This is a genomic window from Shewanella sp. N2AIL (assembly GCF_022690845.1).
In the GTDB taxonomy this organism is placed as follows: domain Bacteria; phylum Pseudomonadota; class Gammaproteobacteria; order Enterobacterales; family Shewanellaceae; genus Shewanella; species Shewanella baltica.
Genome location: NZ_JALBYT010000029.1, coordinates 31,624 through 54,518 on the forward strand (window position 1 = coordinate 31,624; position 22,895 = coordinate 54,518).

General features: G+C 47.1%; 21 protein-coding genes. 10 read left to right on the plus strand and 11 right to left on the minus strand.

Annotation, left to right across the window (positions count from 1 at the left end; all coding sequences use genetic code 11):
- Positions 1–65 precede the first annotated feature (65 nt).
- The 5 genes from MO387_RS16010 to MO387_RS16025 form a co-directional block, all read right to left on the minus strand.
- A complete protein-coding gene (locus tag MO387_RS16010; RefSeq protein ID WP_107949447.1) occupies positions 66–470 on the minus strand; it encodes a DUF1850 domain-containing protein in 405 nt (134 codons plus the stop codon).
- 42 nt (positions 471–512) lie between these two features.
- The gene (locus MO387_RS16015; protein WP_107949445.1) at positions 513–2,546 is read right to left on the minus strand and encodes a TRAP transporter permease; all 2,034 of its coding nucleotides are present in this window, start codon (positions 2,544–2,546) and stop codon (positions 513–515) included.
- 197 nt (positions 2,547–2,743) lie between these two features.
- A complete protein-coding gene (locus tag MO387_RS16020) occupies positions 2,744–3,700 on the minus strand; it encodes a TAXI family TRAP transporter solute-binding subunit (protein ID WP_107949443.1) in 957 nt (318 codons plus the stop codon).
- Positions 3,701–3,979: 279 nt separating this feature from the next.
- Positions 3,980–4,102, minus strand: coding sequence for a hypothetical protein (locus MO387_RS21210; protein WP_105250371.1), 123 nt, complete (start codon positions 4,100–4,102; stop codon positions 3,980–3,982).
- Between the two features lie 365 nt (positions 4,103–4,467).
- On the minus strand, positions 4,468–5,964 hold the full coding sequence (locus MO387_RS16025) for a helicase HerA-like domain-containing protein (protein ID WP_107949441.1): 1,497 nt from the start codon (positions 5,962–5,964) through the stop codon (positions 4,468–4,470).
- A 259-nt stretch (positions 5,965–6,223) separates the two neighbouring features.
- Between MO387_RS16025 and MO387_RS16030 the strand changes: the two genes are divergently transcribed.
- The 4 genes from MO387_RS16030 to MO387_RS16045 all read left to right on the plus strand — a co-directional run bounded on the left by MO387_RS16030 (position 6,224) and on the right by MO387_RS16045 (position 8,406).
- Complete coding sequence (locus tag MO387_RS16030; RefSeq protein WP_011845642.1) at positions 6,224–6,463, plus strand: hypothetical protein; 240 nt, start codon at positions 6,224–6,226, stop codon at positions 6,461–6,463.
- A gap of 11 nt (positions 6,464–6,474) precedes the next feature.
- Positions 6,475–6,900, plus strand: a complete 426-nt coding sequence (locus MO387_RS16035; protein ID WP_107949438.1) for a hypothetical protein — start codon at positions 6,475–6,477, stop codon at positions 6,898–6,900.
- A gap of 129 nt (positions 6,901–7,029) precedes the next feature.
- Complete coding sequence (locus MO387_RS16040; RefSeq protein ID WP_107949436.1) at positions 7,030–7,908, plus strand: neutral zinc metallopeptidase; 879 nt, start codon at positions 7,030–7,032, stop codon at positions 7,906–7,908.
- A 51-nt stretch (positions 7,909–7,959) separates the two neighbouring features.
- Positions 7,960–8,406, plus strand: coding sequence for an NUDIX domain-containing protein (locus tag MO387_RS16045; RefSeq protein WP_107949434.1), 447 nt, complete (start codon positions 7,960–7,962; stop codon positions 8,404–8,406).
- A gap of 25 nt (positions 8,407–8,431) precedes the next feature.
- Here the strand turns inward: MO387_RS16045 and MO387_RS16050 are convergent, their stop codons facing one another.
- The 3 genes from MO387_RS16050 to MO387_RS16060 form a co-directional block, all read right to left on the minus strand.
- Positions 8,432–9,631, minus strand: a complete 1,200-nt coding sequence (locus tag MO387_RS16050) for an SAM-dependent methyltransferase (RefSeq protein ID WP_107949432.1) — start codon at positions 9,629–9,631, stop codon at positions 8,432–8,434.
- A 322-nt stretch (positions 9,632–9,953) separates the two neighbouring features.
- Positions 9,954–11,930 (minus strand): hypothetical protein, encoded by a 1,977-nt coding sequence (locus tag MO387_RS16055; protein ID WP_107949430.1) that lies wholly within the window; start codon positions 11,928–11,930, stop codon positions 9,954–9,956.
- Positions 11,931–12,184: 254 nt separating this feature from the next.
- The gene (locus MO387_RS16060; protein WP_107949428.1) at positions 12,185–13,135 is read right to left on the minus strand and encodes a response regulator; all 951 of its coding nucleotides are present in this window, start codon (positions 13,133–13,135) and stop codon (positions 12,185–12,187) included.
- Positions 13,136–13,328: 193 nt separating this feature from the next.
- Between MO387_RS16060 and uvrD the strand changes: the two genes are divergently transcribed.
- Both uvrD and ubiA read left to right on the plus strand, forming a co-directional pair.
- Complete coding sequence (gene uvrD / locus MO387_RS16065) at positions 13,329–15,497, plus strand: DNA helicase II (protein WP_107949425.1); 2,169 nt, start codon at positions 13,329–13,331, stop codon at positions 15,495–15,497.
- Positions 15,498–15,635: 138 nt separating this feature from the next.
- Positions 15,636–16,496, plus strand: coding sequence for a 4-hydroxybenzoate octaprenyltransferase (ubiA, locus tag MO387_RS16070; RefSeq protein ID WP_011845647.1), 861 nt, complete (start codon positions 15,636–15,638; stop codon positions 16,494–16,496).
- Here ubiA and torT read toward each other — a convergent pair.
- The gene (gene torT, locus MO387_RS16075) at positions 16,493–17,575 is read right to left on the minus strand and encodes a TMAO reductase system periplasmic protein TorT (protein WP_107949424.1); all 1,083 of its coding nucleotides are present in this window, start codon (positions 17,573–17,575) and stop codon (positions 16,493–16,495) included. The two genes, ubiA and torT, sit on opposite strands and share 4 nt — an antisense overlap.
- A 334-nt stretch (positions 17,576–17,909) precedes the next feature.
- On the opposite strand from torT, the gene MO387_RS16080 reads away from it, so the two are divergent.
- From MO387_RS16080 to MO387_RS16095, 4 genes are all read left to right on the plus strand, one after another.
- A complete protein-coding gene (locus MO387_RS16080; protein ID WP_107949421.1) occupies positions 17,910–18,305 on the plus strand; it encodes a VOC family protein in 396 nt (131 codons plus the stop codon).
- A 34-nt stretch (positions 18,306–18,339) separates the two neighbouring features.
- Positions 18,340–19,389 carry a nitronate monooxygenase gene (locus MO387_RS16085; protein WP_107949419.1) on the plus strand — a complete coding sequence of 350 codons (1,050 nt, stop codon included), beginning with the start codon at positions 18,340–18,342 and terminating at the stop codon, positions 19,387–19,389.
- 220 nt (positions 19,390–19,609) lie between these two features.
- The gene (locus MO387_RS16090; protein ID WP_107949417.1) at positions 19,610–20,527 is read left to right on the plus strand and encodes a redoxin family protein; all 918 of its coding nucleotides are present in this window, start codon (positions 19,610–19,612) and stop codon (positions 20,525–20,527) included.
- 223 nt (positions 20,528–20,750) lie between these two features.
- Entirely contained in the window at positions 20,751–21,833 is a 1,083-nt protein-coding gene (locus MO387_RS16095) for an AI-2E family transporter (RefSeq protein WP_011845652.1), read from the plus strand.
- A 3-nt stretch (positions 21,834–21,836) separates the two neighbouring features.
- Here MO387_RS16095 and MO387_RS16100 read toward each other — a convergent pair whose 3' ends face one another.
- Both MO387_RS16100 and MO387_RS16105 read right to left on the minus strand, forming a co-directional pair.
- Positions 21,837–22,133: a helix-hairpin-helix domain-containing protein gene (locus MO387_RS16100; protein WP_115333779.1), complete on the minus strand. Its 297-nt coding sequence runs from the start codon at positions 22,131–22,133 to the stop codon at positions 21,837–21,839.
- Positions 22,134–22,256: 123 nt separating this feature from the next.
- Positions 22,257–22,835, minus strand: coding sequence for a nucleoside triphosphate pyrophosphohydrolase family protein (locus MO387_RS16105; protein ID WP_041408644.1), 579 nt, complete (start codon positions 22,833–22,835; stop codon positions 22,257–22,259).
- Positions 22,836–22,895: the final 60 nt, after the last annotated feature.

A 22,895-nucleotide genomic window follows, 5' to 3' on the forward strand; every position in this document is an offset into this window, starting at 1 on the left:
TCTAAGTAAGAACGTAAACTATAAAATACCCGTCTAAATTGACGGGTATGTTTTTATCGCAATTTCTAAGGTGGGGAGTCACAACCCCAAAGCTCAACCGCCGCATCTTGCCTGTTTGGCGCGCCAATCCAATGGCTCATCCTTTGACATTGAACCTCGCCAGAATGTTGCGCAAAACAAACATCAAAATCTCCCGCTTCGGGTGTCCGGCCTAAACGTAATTTAGGCAGAATAGGGAGCTTAGGCCGATAATGCCAGCTGCCATTTTTAAGATAGGCATCATCTGGAATGTCCATGCCTGCACCCGTGCCTTTTACTCTCGCTTCGACCAGCACTAAGCCTTGAGGCGTGACGTGATAGTCTTCCTCCCAGCGGATTTTCTCTATGGTGTGGTTCCATGCCAAGGTGAAGTGATCTGTGGGCACTTGCGCCCACAGGGTACCTGCTAGGCCTAAACATAGGCCTAGCATAGCCTTACCTTAGACATGTTAACGACGGCTAATCCCAAGGGGTTATCCTTGCTCTGCCAGACGTTTGAGTTTGCGCGCGCGCCAACTGTGCTGCACGATAAACAACAGCGCGAGTCCAAAGCCGATTTCATCGCTCAATGGCGTCGCAAGGATCAAACTTGCCCCCGCAAGGAAGCCGATAACGCGTTCCCACCAATAGAGTTTTTGTAGTAGATATCCGGTAAAGATCACGCCCCAAATACCAATACCGACCGTTGCCTTCAGCACCACAAAGCCCGTCTCTAATAAGCTATCACCTTGGAGCATCAAGGCTGGATCGTAAACCGCCATAAAGGGGATCACAAAACCGGCAATGGCAATACGAATCGCCCAGAGACTGATCTTAAGTCCGGATTCCTTCGCAATCGGCGCTGCGGCAAAGCAGGCCAAGGCAACGGGCGGGGTGAGATCGGCCATGATGCCGAAATAGAACACAAACATATGCGAGACGATAAGCGGTACGCCTAAGTCGAGCAATGCGGGTGCGGCTATTGAGCTGGTAATAATGTAGTTAGGAATCGTCGGGATCCCCATGCCGAGCACTAGGCAAGTGATCATAGTCAACACGAGTGACAAGAACAGGTTATCTTGGCCAACGGCGAGAATGTAGCTCGCGAAGGTTGAAGCAATCCCTGTGAGTGACACTATGCCGATAATCACGCCCACTAAGGCGCAGGCAATACCCACAGGCACAGCATGACGCGCGCCTTCAACCAGCGCGTGTAAGCAAACTGTGAGGGTTTCTTTGCCGCCCTTAATAAACCAACAAATGGCGACTAGCAGGGCGATAACCCCAAACACGACTCCGATCCCGAGTTGGAAGAAGCCAGCACATAACACCCCAAGGGCAATCCAAAAGGCAATCCGCATCGCCATTGAAGACAACCGCAGGACGATGGCTGAGCCTAAGATCACTATCGAGGTGAGGGCTAACCCTACCATGCCAGAGAACAGCGGCGTTCTGCCCGAAAACAGCAAGTAGACCAAAATAAACAAGGGGATAAGGAGATACCAGCGTTCTTTAATCGCCGCCCAAGGATCGGGACATTGATCTTTGGGCAGGCCACAAAGATTGGCGCGTTTGGCCTCTAAGTGCACCATCCAGAATACTGAGCAGAAATAAAGAAGCGCGGGGATCAATGCTGCTTTAGCGATCTCGATAAAGGGCACGTTAATGGTTTCGGCCATGATAAAGGCCACGGCGCCCATGATCGGCGGCATGATCTGGCTGCCCATACTCGATGTCGCTTCCACGCCACCGGCGAAGGCGGAGCGATAGCCAAATCGTTTCATCAATGGAATCGTAAATTGGCCTGTGGTGACGACGTTTGCCACTCCTGAGCCGGTAATCGTACCCATTAACGCCGATGACACCACAGCGACTTTCGCTGGTCCGCCGAGCTTGTGGCCGAACAATCCCATGGCAAAGTCGGTAAATAAACGGATCATCCCAGCTTGTTCTAGAAAAGAGCCGAAAAGAATAAACAGGAAGATATACGTCGCCGACACATAGGTTGGTGTGCCGTATAAGCCTTCGGTGCCGAAGGCGAGTTGGTTGATGATTTGATCGAAGCCATAGCCGCGGTGCATCAAATCGCCGGGTAGGTATTGACCCAATAAGCCATAGGCCAAAAAGATGCCGCAGATAATAGGCAGTGCCCAGCCCATGACTCGGCGCGCCGCTTCAAATACCAGTACGATCAGAGTGATACCTATCACCATGTCCGCATCGGTCAGCTCGCCAGAACGTTGAATTAAGTCGGCTTCAAAATACCACTGATAAGCCGCGGTAACCATGCCAGCTAGACCGAGTAGCCAAGCGAGTGGCTGCCAAGGTTGTGATTTACCTCTGGCGGGATAACTCAAAAACACCACGAGCAGCAAAAAGCCAATATGGGTGGCGCGCAGCACTTGCGTCGACACGGGATGAAAAGCGGCAGTGATGATTTGAAAAATAGAAAAAATTAAGGCGGTATAGAACAGTGCCTTGGGCCAATCGCCAGTATTGGCGCTGAGACCTTGTTGGGGATCACTCATATTATGCCTCACAGCATTAGACTACAGAGGGCGATATATATCCAAACTACCTCAACGAGTTTTAGATCCGCTTCAATTCAAGGCGCATCAATGACTGAATTCTACCGTTTGAGGCTGTTTGGATATAAAAAGATGCCGTTATTCAACGGCATCGCGATCGCTTAGTTTGGAATAGGGTGCACAGATATCAGCAAAACTTAGAGTGCGCCAACTTCTTTGTAATAACGTTCTGCACCTGGGTGAAGCGGTATCGGCAGATTTTTCGTCGCTTTCTCTAAGCTAATAGATTTAGCGGCTGAGTGCGCGTTACCGAGACGATCTAAGTGCTCGAACATGAGCTTAGTCATTTGATAGGCTAAATCATCCGATACGCCACTTTGCGTCACTAGCAGGTTTTGAATGGCAACGGTTGAAACGTCAGTGGTTTGGCCTTCATAGGTCGATGCTGGGATCACACCGTGTTGATAGGCAGGATTGTTAATCTTAGCGATCACATCTTCTGGAATTTCAACAAAGTTAATCGCCATAGTTGCCGCTAAGTCGCGGATCGCGGCCATGCCCAGACCAGACGATTGCAAGGTCGCGTCTAACTGACGATTTTTGATGAGTTCTACGGATTCCGCATAAGGTAAAAACTCGACTTTACCCATGTCTTCGTAGCTTAAACCCGCGGCTTTGAAAATCGCTCTAGCATTGAGTTCGGTACCCGATTTAGGTGCACCGACAGAGATACGTTTCCCTTTTAAATCGGCCAAGGTTTTAATGCCAGACTCTTTATTGGCAACTATTTGAATGTAGTTAGGGTAAGCAGAGGCGAGCACACGGATTTTATCCAATGGCGTTTTAAAGCCCGCATCAATATCGCCTTGGTAAGCGGCTGCGACTGAGTCACCTAGCGCGAGCGCTAATTCGCCACGACCCGCTTGCAGTAGATTGAGGTTTTCTACCGAGGCTTTGGTCGCTTGAACTGAAGTTTTAGAGCCTTCGATTCCAGTGCCATAGAGTTGCGATAGGGCAACACCAATAGGGTAATACACGCCACTGGTGCCGCCAGTGAGAATATTGATAAAAGCGGGAGCTGCAGCCATAGCGGCAGCGCTGAGAGTTAATGTTACTGCAGCGCCGACGGCAACAAAACGTTTTTTGATTTTCATGATGAAATATCCTTATTTTTTATATTGTTATGTAGGGTCTTTTGAGCTGGATATGCTTGAGTTAGCCTAATATAACTACATAAAACCTGAAAAAGGTCAATTAGGCTATAGTCGATAGCTGCTACTTTTGTATCTCAAAACTGAGATCTGAGACTGTTTTGAGCAAGGTTGTATTGTGAGGTGAAACTTGGTTGGTTCAATGAAGCGGGCAATAAAAAGGGCTAACCTAAGTTAACCCTATTTGTGTTATTAGAGGACAAACCTCCTAATAACAAGACACTATTTAGTGTTATCTAAGAAACCTTTAGTTGCGTTTTTCGCATGTTTTGCTGCTCTTTTCTCTTTAGGAGACATCAGCGGTTGTTTCTTCGATTCTTTACGGTTTTTTTGCTCTTTACTCATATAAAACTCCATGTACTCTTTGGTTATTCATCAGGCTAATCATGTAAGCCGTACTTAATTGAACCTATTCCATGACGTCCTGATTGAAGCGAAATTTTTATCTCGAATTACAACATTTTAAATTACAAATATCTAAAATCATTGATAATTATCTGTGAATTTATTTGCCTCAATGAGCGATTACAGCAAAATAATCTTATCACCGAATTCCGTACCATGATCCATCTATCACTTAGAATAATTAATGCTAATGCTAGCGTTAACCTGTATAAGAAATATGCGAACAAGGACACAGTACCTCTATTTTCGTCATTGTTTGTGGTTTTAGTGGGCCCTAATTGGAGGCTTAACTAAGTACCATATGCCTAACGTCGGCTCGATTTACCTAACATGCCACCTAATATACCGCGCAAAATTTGTTTACCTAATTGGCTGCCAACCGTGCGTGCCGCTTGTTTTGACAAGGTTTCAGCTAACCCTTGGCGGCGCTTATTACCAAAAATAAGTTCACTGAACCAACCTTGTTCCTCAGCTTTTTGATCCGTTTGCACATCACTTGCTGTGGATGTGGTGTCGCTGGTGGCGTTACCAACTCGTCTTTGGTTAAGGCGTTCGTAGGCCGATTCGCGGTTGATTAACTGATCGTATTTACCTCCAATCGGGCTTTGGGCGCGGACTTGTTGTAACTCCTCACTTGTGGCTGGTCCCATGCGGCAACGTGGCGGTGCGATGAGCGCGCGCTCGACCATAGTTGGCACGCCTTTGTCGGCTAACATAGACACTAAGGCTTCACCTACAGCGAGCTGGGATATGACGTCGCTAACAACCAGTTTGGGGTTAGGCACAAAGGTTTCGGCGGCGGTTTTAACGGCCTTTTGATCCCTTGGCGTGTAAGCTCGCAGGGCATGTTGAATACGATTACCTAATTGTCCGAGAATTTCGCTTGGGACATCATCAGGAAATTGCGAGCAAAAATAAACGCCTACGCCTTTTGAGCGAATTAGGCGCATGATCTGTTCGACGCGTTTTAATAGACTCGGTGGGCAAGCCTCAAAGAGTAAATGCGCCTCATCGATAAAAAACACTAGCTTAGGTTTTTCGGGATCGCCGACTTCGGGCAGATTCTCAAATAATTCTGAGAGTAGCCATAGTAAAAAACTTGAATATAAACGGGGGGTTAAAATCAGTTTGTTCGCTGCTAATAAATTGATAATGCCGCGCCCTTGTAAATTTGTGCGCATTAAATCTTCAAGCTGTAACGCGGGTTCACCAAAAAAGTCTTTGCCACCATCGCGCTCTAATCCTAGTATCGAGCGTTGAATTGCTGCGAGGGATTGGGCGCTGATTAAACCATATTTGGCGGAGATTTCTTTGCGTTCCTCGGCAACTAAGGCCAGCATGGCCCGCAGATCATCTAAGTCGAGCAGTAATAATCCTTGGTCGTCCGCTAGTTGAAAGACTATGTCTAAAATACCGCTCTGGGTGTCATTCAATTCTAAAATTCGGCCGAGTAAGGTTGGGCCCATTTCGCTGATGGTGGTACGCAGCGGGTGGCCTTGAACGCCCGCTAAATCCCATAACACTACAGGGTTAGCTTCGTTGTGATAATCCTCAATGCCAATTTGAGTTGCCCTTTGTAATAGCTTTTCACTTGGAGTGCCGGCCATAGCTAGACCCGAGATATCGCCTTTAACGTCTGTGATAAAAACCGGCACGCCTTGGCGTGAAAAACCTTCGGCAATACTCATCAGCGACACGGTTTTGCCTGTCCCTGTGGCACCGGCAATTAACCCATGGCGATTGGCATACTTAAGATTTAAGTGAACCTGTTGTTCACCTTTTCCTATTAATAGCGTATTCAAAGGCATTCCTTATGTTAACGGTAGGGCTTATATTGGAATCGTTGCAGCATCCTTATTTTAGCCACTGTGTATTTAATCCATTTTAGTGTCGTCGTTCATGCGTATAAAAATTCATCATTGAGTGTTGGCCTTAGCGTAATTTATGTCAACATGGGGCCTGAATAAGCTTGATATCACTTAGCAAAAATGTGGGATTGGCAATATGCTCCTTGCTGGTGGATAAAATGTGTTATTTTTGTGATTCGCTGAGGCGTACTTGATGATGAAAACCCCGTTGATTATGCTGGTCTTGTGCTCTACTTTGTTGACGTCTGGCTGCGCCGAATTAGCATGTTCTGCTAGAACTGATGTCGATCCCTATGAGCCTATGCGAGATAAACAGCGCTGTGTCGCCGAGGCGGATAAAAATCTCTATGAGTACCAAAAGGCAAAAGCAGCGGAAGAAAAACAACGGCTGAAAACGGCCATAGAACAAGCCACTCAAAAATCGTTAATTTAGAAAGGATATCTATGAAAGGTGCGGGCGGAACACAGGGCGGGACAGGACAATTTTTTATGGGTCTGGCCATGATGTGTGGCGGATTTTATTTATTGTTCAATGCAATACAAGTGAGTTCTAGCTTTGGACTGGGCTATGGTTTATATCGAGTGAATGCCTTTGGGCAAGGCATGTCGATTACCACAGGCATGGTGATGCTGCCGTTTATTATCGGCATTGTGATGGTGTTTTTTGACGCTAAGAGTAAGTTAGCTTGGCTGTTGAGTTTAGGTTCGCTTACAGCCTTGGTTGTGGGCGTGATCAGCTCGATTCAATTCCACTTTAAATCTATGTCGGCCTTTGAACTGATTGTGATCCTCGTTTTGGCCTTTGGTGGTTTAGGATTGTTTTTACGTTCACTGAAAGACGCGCCCACAAGCGATACACAAGCGAAATAATCACTAGACTCTTAATCACTAGATTCTTAACCACTAGGCTCTAGAGTGCAAATACGAAATAGAGCTGTGCATCTAAGCGATTTTAATAGCGGTTTAACGAAAGTTTTAACTACAGAGTGAAGGAATGCGATGCGCTGGCGTGACACTGACAGAAGCTCCAATATCGAAGATAGACGCGGCCAGCAAATGGCATCTGCGGGTGTGCCGAGTGCTTTGTTACTCAGGTTCTTGCCCTTTTTGCTGAGAACTAAACTTGGCCGTGTGGTGTTGCTCATCGGCGGCATTTATTTCGCTTTTCAGTATTTTACTGGTGGCCTGTCACTTGACCCCAGCACTCAAGCTAATCTTAGCCAATCCCAATCTAGCGCAACGACCGCGGTACAGGATGAGAATGCCCAGTTTGTGGCGGCCATTTTAGGCACCACAGAAACCGTTTGGGGCCAGTTACTCAAGGGGCAATATAGAGAGCCTAAGTTAGTGCTTTATCGCAATATGACCTCCACTGGCTGCGGTATGGGACAGGCGCAGTCTGGGCCTTTCTATTGCCCCGCCGATAGCAAGGTGTATATCGATCTTAGCTTTCTTGATGAGCTTAAAACCTTAGGCGCGCCCGGCGATTTTGCCTTTGCCTATGTGATTGCCCACGAGGTAGGCCACCATGTGCAAAACCTGCTGGGCACTAGCACTAAGGTGCGCCAAGCGCAGCAATCTGGCAGTAAAGTACAGGCTAATCAATTGAGTGTTGCACTTGAATTACAGGCAGATTGTTACGCAGGGATTTGGGGGCATTATGCCAATCAACAACTTAATTTACTTGAAGCGGGAGATTTAGCGGAAGGCATTGCCGCCGCCAGTGCTGTGGGTGACGATCGCTTGCAACAGATGGCGGGTCGCGCCGTACAGCCCGATGCTTTTACCCACGGTAGTTCGGCGCAGCGGGTGAAATGGTTTAAGACGGGGTTTGATTCGGGTAATCTCGCCAGTTGTAATACCTTTGCGGCGAAGTGATTTAGTCTGATATCTCAAATACGTACTGAACATAAATGCAAGGAAAACTGAGTGGCCTTTAACGATACCTTTAGATTGAGCAGCCACGCGGTTATTACTAATGCGCAGGGGCAAGTGCTGTTGCTTAAGGCCAATTATGGTAATTTTGCTTGGGGTTTGCCCGGTGGCGCACTTGAGCCCGGTGAAACGATTCACGAGGCCTTAGTGCGCGAATGCCAAGAGGAATTAGGCTTAAGTGTGCAGGTTAACTATTTGAGCGGCGTGTATTATCACAGCGCCTATCAATCCCAAGCCTTTATTTTTCGTTGTGAACTGCTATTGCCTGATGGGCCTGAGGTGGCAAAAGATGGTGCAGAAAACGAGCCATTGCCGATCCACTTAAGCCACGAACATTCAGAGTTTGCCTTCCTCGATATCGACACCCTTAGCGCGGTTCAGCAGCAAAGAATCAAAGATTGCCTCAATTTCAACGGCGTTGTGATGAGTGCAAAGTTTTAGTGCTTTACTGGTAAACCGCCGGCCGTTAATCGGCTTGGGTTTGCGCGAGCAAGGTTTCTAAGCAATGTTCCTTGATCCAGTAATAGGCTTTGATGTCAGCAATTTGCGCGAGGATTGCGGCGCTGTCTTTCTGATTCTGTTGTGGCTTTTTAACGGCCAAAATCATCTTATTCTTATTGGTATGTTCTAGGCTGATAAATTCAAACACCTTAGTCGCATAACCGTTGGCTTCCAAAAATAGCGCGCGTAATGAATCCGTCACCATTTCAGCCTGTTGGCCCATGTGCACCCCATATTGCAGCATAGGTTTAAACAATTCTGGGCTGTGCATCTGCGGGCGAATTTGTTTATGGCAGCAAGGCGAGCACATGATGATGTCGGCATTGGCGCGAATACCATAATGAATTGCATAGTCAGTGGCGATATCGCAGGCGTGCAGCGCAATCATCACATCGGTTTGTTTAGGCGCATGGGTTCTCACATCGCCGCAGACAAACGACAATCCTTGATGATCCAGCGTTGCCGCCGTTTCATTACATAAATCGGCCAAGGCTTGACGTAATTCCACCCCAGTCACCTGCGCATCATTGTGTAGGCTATGGCGCAGGTAATCATGGATTGCAAAGGTGAGATAGCCTTTGCCTGAGCCAAAATCGACTACATTGATCGGTTGATCATTCTTGTGGGGTGAGGCTTCGAGTGCTTGGCTGAAAACCTCAATAAATTTATTGATTTGCTTCCATTTACGCGACATTGCAGGGATAAGATTATGTTGGCTGTCCGTCACTCCGAGCTGAGTCAGGAAGGGACGTTCGATATCCACAAAACGCTTTTTCTCACGGTCATGTTCTAACGGCGCAGCGACGGCTTGTTTCACGTTATGTGTGCTGATTTGGATTTTGCCTTTTTTGCTGATCTCAAGCTGAACTTCTGCCTGCGCCGTGGCTAAGTGGGCACTCTTAAAATCGTTACCGAGTAACAGTTTTATGCTAGCTAAGCCTTCGTCATAACTCAGGTTTTTAGTGATGTGATTCGTCTGGTGTTGATACACAAACGACAGCATAGGCTCATTTTGCAAACTAATCGGCCGAATCGTAATGCGCTGCAGGCTTTTATCTGCCCCTCGGTACTTACTCAACAATAGTTTGATCAGACTATTCTTCGCCAAGCTGTCAGCCAAAAGCTGGTAAAAATCATCAAAAGAATTAAGCGCTGAATGGGACATTATTGTTTCCGAAAAAGTAACCAAGAAAAACAGGGTGAGTATTCTAACCGCGATCCGCCGCTACCTAAAGTTATTCTCATTGAAAGGAGGGTTTGGGTCTAAAGCATTGCCCATGTCTGGCTATGTTATTGCCCCCACATCTTCAAGCTAAATACTAAGCCGTAAAGGATAAAGGCGCTTTGGATAGTGAATCAAGGCGCTCCCGTATCGCGATTGCCCGTTTTTGCGAGAGTAAGCGATTAAACAACAGGTGAGATAAAGCTAAAAAAAGCGTCGGACTGCTTGCACTTGCACAGTCCGACAAAGTGGAAGATCTATTTCGTTAAGGTTGAGTTGGTGTTAGCTCTACTTGCCAAAGGGAGAGGTTATTGGCGGTGTCAGTGATGCTGACTAATGCCCTTTGATTCCCTTGACAGGATTTGCCGAGCAAAGGACTAATGGTCATAGTTTGGGTGTTGCTGTAACTAAAGGTTGCTGTACCTGCGGTTGTTACTGAAAAATTGGTGTTGATTTGAGTATTACTAGTCACCTCAGTTAAGTTCACATCACCTATGGTGTCGCCAATTTCATTCTCTGCAAGATTTTGAACCAACATAGTGTAACGCGCGCCGCAACGATTATTACCGAAACTCGTTATACAGCGATTCTCAGTGTCGCCCGTGTATTCCAAGTCAAATTGCAGCGGTTTATTGACTATGTCAGCACTGATAAAGCCTGAAATATCTCGCACTGAGGTAATTCTACCTAGGCTTGTTCCTGCAGCCGAGCTTGGTTTATCCACAAGTTCTGAGACAAAGCCACCAATATAATCGAGTGAAAAAGTGCCGCCATCAGCACCATTTTCAACTGCGATCATTTCTCCCCAAGCAGTGATCTTGATTGATGAAAATAGGTAGTTATCCGATGAATCAGCATCATAAAGTCCATTTGGGCCATCTGATTCGACTGTGGCAGTAAATTTATAGCCGCTAGCATCTTTGATATAACGGCCAAACTCACCAGACTGTGGCTGCGGTGATTTACCTTCGTAACTATCGGTATTTGCTGTATGGCTAATGGCATATTGTTGATTGGGCAGGAAAGTGACAAAACTTTCATTATCGGTTTCTGGATCCAGCACGTGCCAAGTACCAACCAGCGGATCGCTGCTATCTTCAATGCGTGTGAGGGTAATGTCTCCTTCAGTATTATCGATAAAGCTCACCGTCAGTTTATCTAAATTCACGGTCGCGTTATTGACTGTGCTTCCTTCATCATAAAATCCTCCAGAACCATCGGATTGCGCAATGATGCTGACACTAAAGCTGCCTGTTTGTGAATCCCAAGTGTAATGACCATATTCCACCGATGCAGCGCTTTGACCGCCGTCACTTTCATGCTCGTGGATCATGATGTAGCTAGAATGGTCTTTAAATGTCAGCACAGTCCGTTGGCCATCACCTTCGGTGAATAACCAACTGCCTAAAAGTAAGTTACGATTTGAACTGTCAAAGTGTGTTAATGCTTGAGTCTCGCTGATTAACGTTAAGCCTGAGTTCTTGGTCGTAAAGGCTGCATTGATATTGGTATCGAAATCAGCACTGGTGATATCGAGCACGGTATCGGCTAACAGTTCGTGGCTTGTTGCCCTCACTTGAATACCATTTTCAACATCGCAATCCTTATCTAAGGTTTGTAATAGCTGCAGGATATTAACTTTGGTGACTTGGTTACCTGCGGCAATTTCTGTGGGTGTGATCAAGTTTGCTGCCGCCGTTGCAGGAAACATTATCGCACCCACGGAGAAGGTGACATGCTCACCTTTAAGGTATTGATATTCACCGATATCACTCGTGATTCCTGCTTCTTTGGTTTCGGTTTGGTAGTTAATGCCCGCGACTGGGCTGTCCCTCAGTATTCCGGTTAGCGCAGCATTGGGGTTATCTTCGCAGGTGACTAAAGTGGCGACCGCTGTCGTCGCATTTAAGGTGCCACTGCCATTAGTTACGCTGCAAGTTTGTGCCGCAGGTTGAGTGTTAACAGTAATCGCAAAGTTAATGCCTTCGTCTTGCATGGTGGGAAATGTAAAGGCTTTATTTGTGCCATCACTTTGAATCGAAAGTGTTTCTACTGCTTGACCATTTTTCTGTAATTCGAGTTTAACTGTATCGGAAAGTCCTTTCACATTGCCTTTGATAGCGAGCTGGGGTGTTGGAGTCGGGGGCGGTGTGACTTCATCGTCGTCATTGTCGTCACCACCACAGGCTGTAAGTATTAGTCCTGCGAGTAGCGGAATAGCAAGGAGGTAGGTCGGCTTCATTATATCAATTCCTTTTATGAAACTTAGGTAGACGTATTGAGTTACGGAGCTAAATCCACAGGCGCTTTCATTGCTTTACTGCGGTTTATGCTGAGCAATCGATATACCGAAGGCATAGAACAGTTATCGATAGAAAAGGTATATAACGGCTATCTAAAATCTGTCTTTGAAATCTATTGATTAAATTTGAATGTTAAACTTATCAATTAGTTATTCGATAGCTTTAGATGATGACTAATCTGCTGAGTGCAGGGCTAGTGTGGGGACGACTCTAAATCAAAGGGATCAATAAGCGGGGTCAGGTGTTGGTATAAATCTTCTGCTTCGACGGCAATGTCATTGGCGCCATGTTCGCGGGCTTTTTGCCTTAACGCCTCTGAGGGCATAATGGTATATAAGTAAATGGGGGTTTGTATGCCACGCTCCCTGATTGTCCGTATCATTTTTAGGCCCGCTAAAGGATCGGCTTCCCGTCCCATATCGGTAATAATGGCATCGTAGCGATAGAGACCTAGTAGTGTGAGGGCGTCTTGGGTTGTTTGTGTGGTGTACACCCCAATCAGCCTTTCTTCGAGGTATTGCCGTTCAGTTTGATTATTCTCAGGATGGTCATCAACCCAGAGGATCCTCGCTTTGACATTATTGGGTTCTGCTAACACTAATGGATTGGCACGCTGAGTTTGCTGGTGGCTTGCTACTGCAAGCGTTATCGCAACGGACGCGATAAATAGCCACAGATAACGCAAGTTAACTCGTTTGGAGCTGGGCTGGTTTTTATCTGGGCTTTGCTGCTGATTACTATCAGATTGCTGTGTTTTACTGGAGTCTAGATTGACTGTCGGGGTGTCGGTATTCTGCGGCGCTGCGGGTTGTACTTCATCGTTCTGTGAACTGAGTATGGCGGCAATATCGTGGGATAAGCGGTAACCTCTGCCGTGTAGTGTTTGGATTATCGGAATATCCAATCCTGCTGAAGTGAACAATTTGCGGGTATCTGAAATTAACCTAGCTACCGACCAGCTACTCACGACAGTATTAGGCCAAATTTTTTCGAGTAAAAATGCTTGGTCACAGTGTTCCGGATAGGCTTCAATCAAGAGACTAATAAGTAGGATAACGCGTTCATCACAGTTAATGCGTTCACTATTGTAGTGCAGAGTGCGGTTTTGAACATCCAGCATAAACGTGCGAAAAGTATAATGCATTCATGTCCTTTAGCGTAACTAAGCCTACGTCAGCTTAGAACAGTTCTAAATGTTAATTATTTGTTTGATTCTAATTCAAGCGAAACTTAGCCGTTTAGTCAACTTGATTTGTGCTTATGTGGCGGGCAAAACTCGTGGCGTGTCATGGTGAGTTCTTCTGTTATAATGCCCCCTCGATTTTTTGGAGGCGAGAATGGACGTATCTTCTTTACTAGACGGCCTGAATGATAAGCAGCGCGAGGCTGTCGCGGCACCGCAATCTAGCATGTTAGTGTTGGCGGGCGCGGGCAGTGGTAAAACTCGGGTGTTGACCCACCGTATTGCGTGGCTGATGCAGGTTGAACAGCAGAGTCCGTACTCGATTCTTGCGGTGACATTTACCAATAAAGCTGCGGCTGAGATGCGCGAGCGAGTTGAAAAAGTCGCTGGCACCAATATGGGCCGCATGTGGATTGGCACTTTCCACGGTTTGGCGCATCGCTTGTTACGCACTCACTTCCAAGATGCGGGTTTACCGCAAAGCTTCCAAATCCTCGATTCTGACGATCAAGTGCGTTTGATCAAACGTATTCTTAAAAGCTTGAATTTGGATGAGAAACAATATCCTCCACGCCAAGCTCAGGGTTATATCAATGGTAAAAAAGACCAAGGATTACGCCCTAAACATATCGATGCGGGCGGTTTTCCGCTTGAGCAAAATCTGCTAAAAATCTATCAGGTTTACCAAGAGTCTTGCGATCGCGCAGGTTTAGTCGATTTTGCCGAAATCCTATTACGTGCCCATGAGTTATGGCTCAATAAGCCGCATTTGTTGGCCCATTATCAAGATAGATTCAAGCATATTTTGGTGGACGAGTTCCAAGATACCAACGCCATTCAATATGCGTGGATCCGTGTGCTCGCAGGTCAAACCGCCAATGTGATGATAGTCGGTGATGACGACCAATCGATTTACGGCTGGCGCGGTGCTCAGGTTGAAAACTTACATCGATTCTTAAAAGATTTCCCGACGGCGACCACGATTCGTCTCGAGCAAAACTATCGCTCTAAGGGTAATATTCTTAAAGCTTCCAACGCCTTAATCGCCAATAACCCAGAACGTATGGGCAAAGAGTTGTGGACGGATGAAGCCGATGGCGATCCGATTTCGCTCTATTGCGCTTTTAATGAAATGGACGAGGCGCGCTTTATAGTCGGCCGGATTAATGATTGGCACGAAAAGGGCGGCAATCTCAGCGATTGTGCGATTCTATATCGTTCTAACGCTCAGTCGCGAGTATTGGAAGAAGCCTTATTACACAAAGGCTTAGCTTATCGAATCTATGGCGGTTTACGCTTCTTCGAACGCCAAGAAATTAAAGATGCCATGGGTTACCTGCGGTTGATCAATAACAAAGACGACGATGCGGCATTCGAGCGTGTGGTGAACACGCCGCCCCGTGGCATTGGCGATCGCACTTTGGATATTTTGCGCTCCACGGCGCGTCAGCATGAATTAACCCTGTGGCAGGCGAGTGTGCGTTTGCTCGACGAGAAAGTGCTCGCGGGCCGCGCAGCAAATTCTGTGCGTGGTTTCATGGACTTAATCATGACGATGCGTGAAGACACCCAAGATATGGTGCTGTATCGCATGGCCGATACTGTGATCCAAGCTTCGGGTCTTAAGGCCATGTATGAGGCCGAAAAGGGTGAAAAAGCCCACGCTAGAATCGAAAACTTAGAAGAATTAGTCACAGCGGCGCGTACCTTCGAAATGCCAGAAGAGCTGGAGGACATGGGCGAACTTAACGGTTTTCTCTCCCACGCGGCGCTCGAAGCAGGCGAAGGCCAAGCCGATGCCTTTACTGATGCGGTGCAGCTAATGACGCTGCATTCTGCTAAAGGGCTAGAGTTCACTATGGTGTTCATGGCGGGTGTCGAAGAAGGGATCTTCCCGAGTAAAATGGCGCTCGAAGAGGGCGATAGACTCGATGAAGAACGCCGTCTCTGCTATGTGGGCATGACCCGCGCCATGGAAAAACTCTACATTACCTATGCGGAATCGCGCCGTATTTATGGCCGCGAAGATTACGCCAGGCCATCGCGTTTTATCAAAGAGATCCCACCGCAATATGTGGATGAAATCCGCCTCAAGGCGCAGGTTTCAACCCCAATGGCGAATAATCGTTTTAGCACCCAAAAGTCGGCTGCCACAAACGATACCGGTTTTAACGTCGGCCAACGAGTCAATCACCCTAAATTTGGTGAAGGCAAGGTGACCAACTTTGAGGGCAGCGGTGCCCAAGGGCGCGTGCAAGTCAGCTTTATTGACTTTGGCAGCAAGTGGTTAGTAGTGGCTTACGCTCGTTTAGAAGCGCTGTGATGACTGACATCATCGCGATAAATGTCAGCTTTTTGTGACACGCTTTTAGGGTGTAAATTCGCATCGGGAGAAGCATGGGTATATGATGCTAAGCCTGAAAACGAGTGGAAACTTGAGGGTATTGGGAGTACCTAGTTAATGAATTTAAAGCGAAAGTGGGATGTGTATTCCCGTCTTACTCGAATCGACCGTCCCATAGGTACGCTATTATTGCTGTGGCCATGTTTGATGGCGCTAATGTTAGCTGCGGGTGGCATGCCGGATCTTAAGGTCTTGGTTATCTTCATTATTGGCGTAGTGATCATGCGTGCCTGTGGCTGCATTATTAACGACTATGCCGATCGCGATCTCGATTCTTTTGTTGAACGCACTCGATCACGCCCACTGGCCAGTGGTGAAATCAGCACCAAAGAAGCGCTGATACTGTTCGTCATTTTAGGTTTATCCGCTTTTGGTTTAGTTTTATTACTCAATGGATTAGTCGTTAAACTATCCGTTGTTGGCATTATCCTCACGATTATTTACCCCTTCACTAAACGTATCACCAACATGCCGCAGATGTTTTTAGGCATAGTGTGGAGTTGGTCTATCCCTATGGCTTACGCCGCACAAACGGGTGAAGTGCCGATGGAGGCTTGGTGGTTATTTGCCGCCAATTGGTGTTGGACTGTCGCCTACGACACTATGTATGCCATGGTCGATAGGGATGATGATCTAAAAGTGGGTATTAAATCTACTGCGATTTTGTTTGGTAAATATGATCGCCAAATCATAGGCTTATTTCAGCTTGCCGCCTTGGCTTGTTTTATCGCCGCAGGTTGGAGCGCCGATCGTGGTTTGCTCTATGGTTTAGGTATACTGACTTTTGTCGGTTTTAGTACTTACCAACAAATGCTGATCTTTGATCGCGAACGAGCCCCTTGTTTTAAAGCCTTCCTCAATAATAATTGGGCAGGCTTAGCCTTATTTGTTGGGCTGGGTGCGGACTATTTGATTTAACGAGTACCGTTTATGCTGGGCAGATCCTGATGGATCATCCATTGATTTTCCGGCGCTAATATTTGTTCTAAATCGATTTGGTGGATGTTGTCTTGGGAGATGACCTTGATAACAGGGCTCACTCTGTGGGGATAGGGCGCACCTTCGAGTGCGCGCACCGCCAGATCGATAGCAATTCGAGCCTGCAATACCGGTGAGTCGCTGACTGTCGCGAGTAGCTGCTTTTTCTGCACTAATTCTATAGTTTGCGCATTAGAGTAAAATGCGATGACTTTGCCGGTTTGATTCCGGCGTCCATCTAAAAAGCGCGCCGCGAAAGTGGCCGCCACCGCATTGGCAATTACATAATCTACGCTTTGTTTTGCAAGTACTTTTCGCACCAAATCCGCTTGAACGAATAACTCAGTCGTACCGTAACCGCCTTCAATTGTGTCGAACTCTTGTTTAGCTGCCGCCCGTCTAAATCCTTGTTCCGCCGCCATCACCCAAGATGCACCCTTAGGCCCAGGAAACCACGCCACCTTAAGCTTAGGTGACTCCTGATTGATAGCTTCTCGCTGCTGCGCCGCAATATATTCTGTCGCCGCAACGGACATATCTTCAAAGCTGACTAAGGAGCGACTCGTGAGTTTGTCGGTCGCGATACCATTGACTAAATCGATAACCGGAATGCCCGCAGCGCTGAGTTGTTCAATATCCGCAATCAGTCCGTCAGCGGTATTGGCGGCAATAATATAAGCTTGAGCCTTGAGTGCATAACAATCATGAAGTTGCTGTTTTTGCTGCTCAATCTTGTCATATCCACCAGCATCATAAATGCCGAGCGTTACGCCTTGGCGCTCGGCTTCTTGTGATAATCCAAAGGCAACGCCCCACCAATATTGATCTTTACCATGGGGAAGTAAGGCGCAGATCCGCCATGCTTGATTGGCCTTAGCGAGTGGCGTGTAGAGGGTCTTTTGACCGTCGGCAATCACATCGGCGGGATACCAAGCTGCCTGCACTGCAAAGACGAAACAGCTAAGGATTAAGAGGAGGCAAATCCTGAGGGAACGGGCGAAGAATGCAGTCAAGTGCATAGGCTCATGATGTTAAGTGAACAGTGAACTAAGCATAGAACAAGGATCCGTAGTTGCTTAATCATAGTTAAATAAAGCTAATTTATTGTTTAATAACAAGCGTAAAGCAGTACTGTTATGGTTTGGTCGCAAAGATACAAGATGACTTAAACGCCATGGGGCAATGCATCTGCAGGCTTTACGCTTTGGCTAGTTCACTGAATGCTTAAGTTTACATTTCACGTTGAAGGCTTAATGGCCGCGGGCTAGTTTTCGCCCTCGTGCTTAGTCTATAGTGCATAACTTATAGTGGCTTTCTATTGTCAACATCATGCTTGGGTAACAAGGAGTCGTTATGTTTATTCCGCCAGGATTTGCACGGGTTAGCCCGTATATGATTATCAACAATGCCGATAGTTTAGTAGCCTTTATGCAAAAAGCCTTTGATGCTAAAGCGCTACATATTTCCCATCGATTGGATGGCAAAATAGCCAATGCGCAGATGCAAATCGGCGACTGCCTATTTATGTTAAGCGAGGCGAGTGAAGCGTTTCCGCCAATGCCAGCATCCTACTATTTGTATGTGGCAGATGCCGATAAATCGGTGGCTCAGGCGCTTGCTGCTGCGGGCGAGTTAATCATGGAAGTGGCGGATAAACCCTATGGCGATCGCCAAGGTGGAGTGCGGGATCCCGTGGGCAATTTGTGGTGGATCTCCCAGCGTTTAGCCGCAGGGCCATATCAGGATTGATCGTCAAGTGATAACCAGTCAAAGGAGATGATGTATGCCGTGCCAGTTAACTCGATTATTTGGAATCGAATTGCCAATTATTCAAGCGCCTATGGCGGGTGTTCAGGGCAGTGCCTTAGCGATAGCTGTGTCGCAAGCGGGTGCGTTGGGATCTTTGCCCTGCGCCATGTTATCCCTTGAAGCATTAGATGCCGCGTTGACACAGATCCGCGCCCAAACGACTAAGCCCATCAATGTAAACTTCTTTTGTCATCACGAGCCCGAACCGCAAGCGGCGAAACAAGCTGCATGGCTCAAGCAACTCGCGCCTTATTTTGCTGAGCTGGGTATCCATCCTGATACCCAAGCTGCGGGAGCACAACGCGCGCCCTACACCAGTGCTCAGGCTGAAGTGTTAGCCAAATTCAAACCTGAGGTGGTGAGTTTTCACTTTGGTTTACCTAATGAAGACTTGTTGTTGGAGATAAAATCTTGGGGATCTAAGATCATCTCGACGGCGACCACAGTGGAAGAGGCGCTCTGGTTAGAAGCGCGTGGTGTAGATGCTATTATTGCGCAGGGCTTAGAAGCTGGCGGCCATAGAGGACATTTCTTATCCGATGATTTGACTGAGCAGCTCGGCACTTTTAGTTTATTGCCGCAAATCATTGCTGCCGTTGATGTGCCCGTTATCGCAGCGGGTGGCATAGTCGATGCCAAAACCGTGCGCGCCGCCATGGCGATGGGCGCTTCGGCGGTGCAAGTTGGGACGGCCTATTTACTTTGCCCTGAATGCACCACCAGTGAGATCCATCGCGCCGCACTGCAAAGCGAGGCGGCGCAGCATACGGCTCTGACTAACTTATTTTCTGGTCGCCCCGCACGCGGCATAGTGAATCGTTTTATGGCTGAACTTGGACCTATCAATAACGCAGTACCGGATTTTCCGCTCGCCTCCAGTGCCGTCGCAGGATTGCGAAGCGCCGCCGAGCAACAAGGGTTCGGTGATTTTAGCCCGCTCTGGTGCGGCCAAAATGCAACCGGCTGTCAGACGATTCCCGCCGCAGAGCTAACAAGACAATTGGCGTTAGGCTTGATAGTTTAAGGTGTTGTATTAATAGACCATTAATACTCATTGATACACTCACCAAGGCTTACATTTTACATGGCTAAATTAGCGGCTTGTTAGTTTATACTCACTGTTTAAAGGTTGGCTGCTGGGTTGACTGTCGCTCCCTTTAATTATGTATTTTCTGTGTAAATGGCTGCAAATCACTGGCCCCATAGTGCGGATGCGAGTGGTCTATCAATTTAAGGAAAACACTATGTTGTTACGTCAAATCATTGTTATGTGCCTTGCCGTCGTGAGTTTTACTACGTTTGCGGGTGACAAAGCCTATCAAGATATCGCACTTAAAACCTATCCCGAACAGCAGCAAGTGACCTTAGCCAGCGTTGCGGGTGACAAGCCGATATACCTAAAGTTTTGGGCAACTTGGTGTCAGCCTTGTATGGAACAAATGCCACATTTTGAAGCCCTGCAGAAGAAGTATCAGGACAAGATTAATATCGTCGCAGTGAACATCAATATTAATGAAGAGCAGCCTAAGATCGCTGACGTTATCGCGCGCTTCGGGCTCACTATGCCAGTGTGGTTGGATAATGAAGGTGAGTTGGGTGTGGCTTTAGGCTTGGTCGGCACGCCCTATAGTGTATTAATCAATCGTGCGGGTGATGTGGTTTACACTAGCCATGAGTCAGATGCTAATTTAGATAAGTTTATCGATATGTTGGCGAATGGCCAAGAGTTGACCGCGCAGACAACAGAGGCGCCTAGTGCCGAGCAAACGGCTAAGTTACTGAAGCCTTGGGAACAAGGTGAGCATCTACTCTTTTTCACTGCAACCTGGTGTGATTGGTACTTGGCAGAGAGCCGTCCAGAAATGTCGAAAGAGTGTATTGCCGTCCAAAAAGGCTTAAATAATCTCGCGCAAAAAGTGCCGAATAAAGCGTGGCACGGTGTGGTCAATCACCTGTGGACAGACGATAAAGCGCTCGAAGATTTTAAGCAGCTTTATCAGACTAAAATCGATTTTAGTATCGATGAGTTAGGCGTGTTATTTAATCATTTTAAAATCCGCAATATCCCGACGTTACTGTGGGTTAAGGACGGTAAAGTCATTCAGCGCATTACCGATTTTAGCCAGCCAGAGAAACTCGTTAAGCAGCTCTCGGCGCAATAAGCTCATTTCAACTGTTAGGCCTTTGATAGATAGCCAAAGGCCTTTTTCTTAAAAGATTGAATCGATACATAACGCAATATTCGGTATTAAAGTGATTGCCCATGGGAAGCACAGCGCAATAAACTGACTCGCAGAACGGGTTGAACTCAAACGTTAACGGTTGGCACAATGCCGAGTGTTTTCCATCTTATCGTTGGATTGTATTGTGGGGAGTGTTGGCACTATGACGCCGATTTTCAGTAATGCCGCGATTGGTCGTAGTTTGTTGATTTTGCTCTTATGCGCTGGTGTATTCTTTTTTATCGACTTCTTAGTGCCTGCCTTAGCCGCCTTGATTGTGTGTTTTTCGAGTTGGCCTCTTTATCAAAAACTATTGGCAAAATGCGGTGGCCGCTCGGCGTTGGCGGCAACCATTGCCCTATGTTGTATTGTGCTTGGGCTGATTATCCCGCTGGTGTTTGTATTTTCCTATGCGTTACAAGAGATAAGAACTTGGGTTGATTGGTTGGTGTTTACTAACCAACATGGTTCGCCCGTGCCCTTGTGGATCAAAGATTTACCTTGGATGGGTGAATGGTTAACCCTGCAATGGCAGCAATTTATCGGTGAACCCCACGAGCTAGGCAAAATAATCAGTGCCATCAGTGGTCAGAACCTGAGTGGCATTTCTCGCTGGGTGCTGCAATTAGGCTGGAACACACTAGGCCTGCTACTGACCTTACTCTTTATGCTTATTACGTTGTTTTTCCTCTATAAAGATGGCGAGCAAGTGGCCAAACAGTTAGATATTGTCGGCGAGCGAGTATTGCCAGCCCGCTGGCATAGCTTCTCCCGAGTGGTGCCTGCGACGGTCAGTTCGACGGTGATCGGTATGACGCTTATCGCGATTGGTGAGGGCATAGTGCTGGGGATTGCCTATTGGATTGCGGGTGTGCCATCGGCCGTGGCTTTTGGGGTGTTAACCGCCTTTATGGCCTTGGTTCCCGGCGGCGCGCCAACCATGTTTACCTTGATTTCACTCTATCTTGTCGGCACGGGCGATATGACGGCGGGCGTCGGCTTGTTCCTTTGGGGCAGCATAGAGCTGTTTATTGTTGATAAAACCCTGCGCCCCAATCTTGTCGGCGGGCCGATTAAATTGCCTTTCTTACCGACTTTTTTCGGTTTGATCGGCGGCGTGAAAACCATGGGTTTTGTCGGATTGTTTGTCGGCCCAGTATTGATGGCCTTGCTGGTGGCAATTTGGCGGGAATGGTTAAGGGAAGAACCTGAAATTATACAAAGTGATAAACAGGCGGGAAGCTAAAAGCTAAGGTTTAGTCTGCCCTAAGGTATTTTTGCGCTCATCGGTGTAAAACCACCAAGGTTTAGCATCTTCGCCCGCCATAAAACGGGTGATGGAGATAAATACATCTATCATGCACGGGTCGTGTGTTTTTCCGGTCAAACGATTGAGTGCTTGATATAGGTCGTAGGGATTTTGCCCCAGCAGTTGCTCAGGTTTATCTAGACCGAGCAAACGTAAATCCGCCGCACAGGCTTTGCCAATATTCGGCAAATCAGTTAATTGCTTCACCTCAGCACGCACTACTTTCGCAGGATTCATACGGATTGCCTCGTTAAAACACACGCTGAAAAGTCATTACTGCTGGATAATCGCTTAGGCGAGATAATTGCCTTGGCGAAATAAGAGCCTGTAAATAACAGGCTCTAAACAAAGCTATAAAATCTAGGCTTTAACCAGCTTAGTCAGATCTGCTGGGCGGTAGTATACCGATTTTAGTACCTTGCCTTGGCGAACCACTTTACCCGCCATTTCCACATCTTTAGCGCATTTGGCTATGATGAAGTCGCCTTGTTGACTACCAACAATTTCAACACCTTGCTTAGCATAAAAGGCAACTGTTTCAGCCAATTCTTGCTCGTTGCGGCACACTTTACTCATATTGCTTGAATGGACTTCGTCCCAGCAGCGAATAAAGTCGATTTCACGGTTTTTAGCGACGCATAGCAACAAGTCGATTAAGTAACTGATTTCGAGTCTGTCGGTCATGGCTTGTGCGCCTAAATGCACTAAACGTCCCATTAAGACATACACAGAGTCGACAATGGCATCGGCCTGCTCGATACGGCTATCGGCTTCTGCTAGCTCAGTTAGCTCTTCAATAATCAATGAAGTATGTAAGGTGTCGGCCTTATCATCCAAAGAATCAACATCACTAACTGGCAAGTCGAAGGTGCTGCGAAACTCACTGATATCACGATATAAGTGGTCATAAATAGGTTGAGTTAAGCTGGTGAGTTTCATCTGGATTGCCTTGGGATCAATAAACAATAAGTAGTTGGCGGCAATTTTAAAGAAATGCGC

Coding starts and splice junctions, on each gene's coding strand:
- ubiA (WP_011845647.1), top strand. CDS start 15,636: ATGAATTTAAAGCGAAAGTGGGATGTGTATTCCCGTCTTACTCGAATC.
- MO387_RS16030 (WP_011845642.1), top strand. CDS start 6,224: ATGATGAAAACCCCGTTGATTATGCTGGTCTTGTGCTCTACTTTGTTG.
- MO387_RS16055 (WP_107949430.1), bottom strand. CDS start 11,930: ATGAAGCCGACCTACCTCCTTGCTATTCCGCTACTCGCAGGACTAATA.
- torT (WP_107949424.1), bottom strand. CDS start 17,575: ATGCACTTGACTGCATTCTTCGCCCGTTCCCTCAGGATTTGCCTCCTC.
- MO387_RS16085 (WP_107949419.1), top strand. CDS start 18,340: ATGCCGTGCCAGTTAACTCGATTATTTGGAATCGAATTGCCAATTATT.
- MO387_RS16060 (WP_107949428.1), bottom strand. CDS start 13,135: ATGCATTATACTTTTCGCACGTTTATGCTGGATGTTCAAAACCGCACT.
- MO387_RS16050 (WP_107949432.1), bottom strand. CDS start 9,631: ATGTCCCATTCAGCGCTTAATTCTTTTGATGATTTTTACCAGCTTTTG.
- MO387_RS16090 (WP_107949417.1), top strand. CDS start 19,610: ATGTTGTTACGTCAAATCATTGTTATGTGCCTTGCCGTCGTGAGTTTT.
- MO387_RS16105 (WP_041408644.1), bottom strand. CDS start 22,835: ATGAAACTCACCAGCTTAACTCAACCTATTTATGACCACTTATATCGT.
- MO387_RS16035 (WP_107949438.1), top strand. CDS start 6,475: ATGAAAGGTGCGGGCGGAACACAGGGCGGGACAGGACAATTTTTTATG.
- MO387_RS21210 (WP_105250371.1), bottom strand. CDS start 4,102: ATGAGTAAAGAGCAAAAAAACCGTAAAGAATCGAAGAAACAACCGCTG.
- MO387_RS16040 (WP_107949436.1), top strand. CDS start 7,030: ATGCGCTGGCGTGACACTGACAGAAGCTCCAATATCGAAGATAGACGC.
- MO387_RS16080 (WP_107949421.1), top strand. CDS start 17,910: ATGTTTATTCCGCCAGGATTTGCACGGGTTAGCCCGTATATGATTATC.
- MO387_RS16015 (WP_107949445.1), bottom strand. CDS start 2,546: ATGAGTGATCCCCAACAAGGTCTCAGCGCCAATACTGGCGATTGGCCC.
- MO387_RS16020 (WP_107949443.1), bottom strand. CDS start 3,700: ATGAAAATCAAAAAACGTTTTGTTGCCGTCGGCGCTGCAGTAACATTA.
- MO387_RS16010 (WP_107949447.1), bottom strand. CDS start 470: ATGCTAGGCCTATGTTTAGGCCTAGCAGGTACCCTGTGGGCGCAAGTG.
- MO387_RS16100 (WP_115333779.1), bottom strand. CDS start 22,133: ATGAATCCTGCGAAAGTAGTGCGTGCTGAGGTGAAGCAATTAACTGAT.
- MO387_RS16095 (WP_011845652.1), top strand. CDS start 20,751: ATGACGCCGATTTTCAGTAATGCCGCGATTGGTCGTAGTTTGTTGATT.
- uvrD (WP_107949425.1), top strand. CDS start 13,329: ATGGACGTATCTTCTTTACTAGACGGCCTGAATGATAAGCAGCGCGAG.